Here is a 3477-nt window from a genome sequence, read left to right on the forward strand (position 1 = left end):
TCATGATGGGCTCCCTTTTCTTGGGCGACCACGACCTCGGCTTTCCTCCTGGATAATTTTTGGCTCAATAGTTCTGGTGTCAACTGTGCCAGTAATCTTTGCGATGTCCACCATCAACACTCTCTTGTGCTTTCCAACCAACCTGATAGGCACGGGGAATCGGTTCCGTAATATTAGGTTCGATGCTGTCTTGCCGAGTTTTTCCCGAGTTCCAGTCCATCCGAGCAAAACCAAGGCATCAACGGGGGTTACGGCCAATGGGGTAAGTAATTTTTCGTGAGACATATTTCCTCGAAGAACTGAATTGGTTGGCCAATCATCTCACATTTTTTCAAGGAAATCAACTATAACTCATTGAATTTAAACGTATAAATCATTCAGACACACTCTCGCTTACCCCCTCACACTCCGACAATAATGGGCAGGTTGTCGACGGGTCGGGTGTGAACCCGACTGAGCCCAGATGGGCTGTTCGTGAGATATGTCATTGCACGGGTGTGTAATCAGTCGATTTGGGGTGTTTTTGGCTGTTTAGTGAAAAATATTTATGGCGCAGGGATGTGTTGCTGCTGATCGGGGACAGTTGGCGGCGCGAGGTCTGTCCGATTGGGACAAAACAGGGACAGTTACAATGAGTTAGAGTAAGTCAGAATGAGAAAAACGGGGACAAAACAGGGACACTTGGAATTTGAAAATGGAGAATTTTATGCGATTTTCAGGTTGAATCAGGTTTGATTTTGGCATAAAAAAACCGCTATTTCTAGCGGTTTTTCAATGAGTTGGCGGAGAGAGAGGGATTCGAACCCTCGATGCAGTTTTTGACCGCATGCTCCCTTAGCAGGGGAGTGCCTTCGACCACTCGGCCATCTCTCCGGTCTGACGCAGGCGCCATTATCGCTCAATTAGAGAATTTTCGCTATCCAGGCCAAAAGCTTTATGGAGAGCGCGGACAGCCAGTTCCATATACTTTTCGTCTATCACCACAGAAATCTTGATTTCCGAAGTGGAAATCATCTGAATGTTGATGCCTTCATCCGCCAGGGTACGGAACATCAGGCTGGCCACGCCTGCATGGGATCGCATACCTACGCCCACGATGGAAATCTTGCAAATCTTGCAATCGCCCTGTACTTCCCGAGCCCCGGTCAGGGGTTTGATGGACTGTGTCAAAATATCCAAAGTTTTCTGGTAATCGTTTCGATGTACGGTGAAAGAAAAATCCGTAGAACCATCTACTCCCGTATTCTGGATGATCATGTCCACATCGACATGAGCTTCACCCACGGGCGATAAAATCGCATGAGCAATTCCCGGGCGATCGGGTACGCCCAGTAACGAGAGTTTGGCTTCATCGCGATTGAACGCGATACCTGAAATGATGGGTTGTTCCATGGTTTTGCTATCCTCGAAGGTGATCAAGGTGCCTTCATTGTCGTTTTCAGAAAAACTCGATAACACACGCAACTTGACCTTGTATTTCCCGGCAAATTCCACAGAGCGGATTTGCAACACTTTCGATCCCAAACTGGCCATTTCCAGCATTTCCTCGAAAGTGATGGTCGCGAGGCGGCGCGCCTCTGGTACGATGCGCGGGTCTGTGGTGTATACCCCATCCACATCCGTATAGATTTGGCACTCATCGGCCTTAAGGGCTGCTGCAATGGCCACCCCGGTGGTATCCGAGCCTCCGCGGCCCAAGGTCGTGATATCCCCCCGTTCCGTCATACCCTGAAAGCCCGCAACCACGATGACGGTGCCAGCAGCAATATCAGCAAGCAAACGATCGGCCTGGATGTCCAGAATTCTGGCCTTGGTATGGGCCTCATCAGTCAGGATACGCACCTGACCCCCTGTATAACTGCGCGCGGGAATCCCTAGTTCCTTGATGGCCATGGCCATCAAGGCAATGGTGACCTGTTCCCCGGTGGAAACCAGAACATCCAGTTCCCGTCCGTCAGGATGAGGATTAATCTCCTTCGCCAACCGAATGAGTCGGTCCGTCTCCCCACTCATCGCAGACACAACCACCACGATTTGGTGTCCCTGGGCATGAAACCGGGCTACCCGCTCCGCAACTTTCTGGATGCGTTCGGGATTAGCGACGGAAGTGCCTCCATATTTTTGTACAATCAATGCCATGTTGACAATCTAACCTAAAGGGGTTGACCGACAATTTTACAGGAAATTATGGATACTGGCAGAATGGGAAAATATGTTTACAGCTACGTTCCCCCCATAATTCCCAAGACGGCAGCATTTCAGGATAGCATCGTTACTTTAATTACACCGGCCATGCTCAGGACCCCATGACAGAGACCCGCTTGAGTTTTACAGACCATAACCGTCCTTTTTTCGGCCTAAAAACGGTTTATCCTGTGGTTTCCCGTCGTGCAGGCGGAGTATCCGTGGGAATCAATCTGAACCAGAATAATGCCTGCAACTGGGCTTGCGAGTATTGTCAGGTACCCGATCTGGTGCGCGGCAAGGCTGCGCCTACCGACCTGGACCAACTTGAACGGGAACTGAATTTCCTATTGGATGCCGTGACCCAGGAAACATTTCTGGAGACGTATGTCCCCGTTGAATTGCGTTATCTGAAAGACATTGCCTTTTCAGGAAATGGTGAGCCAACCAGTTCAGATCAGTTTTCCGGCGCCATGGATATTGCCTTACGGGCTCTTGAGCAACGTCCGCCATTACATTCGGTCAAAATCATTACCATCACGAACGGCAGTCATGTGCAAGAACCTGCTGTGCTTCGTGCTCTGGAGAATTCCACGAAACACGGTGGGGAGCTCTGGTTCAAGATTGACCGGGGCTCCTCCGAAGACATCTGGCAAGCCAATCAGATTCGTCTATCACTTGGACAGATACAACATCGACTGGCAACCATCGCACCGCATTGCCCCACCTGGATTCAAACCTGCATGACGACACGGGATGGAGTGGCGCCTTCGACGGAGGAAGTCCAGAGGTATCTGGACTTTATTCGGCACATAAAGGATGCGCAGATTCCCATCAAGGGCATCCTGCTGTACACTTTGGCGCGTCTTTCTCTGCAACCTGGAGGAACACGCCTGGGAGCAGTTTCGGGAACCTGGTTGGCGGACTTGGCAGAAAAAATCGAAGACCTCGGCGTTCCCGTTGTCACTGTCTGAACAACAATGCTATAATCCTTCGGATGCGCCCGTAGCTCAGTTGGATAGAGTACTTGGCTACGAACCAAGGGGTCGTGGGTTCGAATCCTGCCGGGCGCGCCAAACAATCAATGGGTTATGCAGAAATGCTTAGCCCATTGTTCTTTCCTGCAGTCATAAACGTACCAATTTCCGGTGAATTTTCGACCAGCATACTAAACCTCCCCATGCCTAAAGGCAGGGGGTTCTAAGGGCGAATCCACCGGGGTCTCCTGGCTCTCGCGTCGCCGCTACAGCATCCAGGCCATGACCGATGGCAAACCCTCTATCACAAACGACC

The 3477-nt window shown here is 50.6% G+C and carries 2 protein-coding genes and 2 tRNA genes; 2 read left to right on the top strand and 2 right to left on the bottom strand.

What is annotated here, in order from left to right; genetic code table 11:
* Positions 1–780: 780 nt before the first annotated feature.
* Together IV91_RS0113070 and IV91_RS0113075 are read right to left on the bottom strand one after the other, a co-directional pair.
* Positions 781–873, bottom strand: a tRNA-Ser gene (locus IV91_RS0113070).
* Positions 874–891: 18 nt separating this feature from the next.
* Positions 892–2139, bottom strand: coding sequence for an aspartate kinase (locus IV91_RS0113075; protein WP_031599179.1), 1248 nt, complete (start codon positions 2137–2139; stop codon positions 892–894).
* Between the two features lie 167 nt (positions 2140–2306).
* Here IV91_RS0113075 and IV91_RS0113080 point away from each other — a divergent pair, with 167 nt between their 5' ends.
* Together IV91_RS0113080 and IV91_RS0113085 are read left to right on the top strand one after the other, a co-directional pair.
* Entirely contained in the window at positions 2307–3158 is an 852-nt protein-coding gene (locus tag IV91_RS0113080; RefSeq protein WP_031599180.1) for a hypothetical protein, read from the top strand.
* A 25-nt stretch (positions 3159–3183) separates the two neighbouring features.
* Positions 3184–3260, top strand: a tRNA-Arg gene (locus IV91_RS0113085).
* The last annotated feature ends 217 nt before the right edge of the window (positions 3261–3477 follow it).

The organism is Ferrovum myxofaciens, from assembly GCF_000735045.1.
Classification (GTDB): Bacteria; Pseudomonadota; Gammaproteobacteria; order Burkholderiales; family Ferrovaceae; genus Ferrovum; species Ferrovum myxofaciens.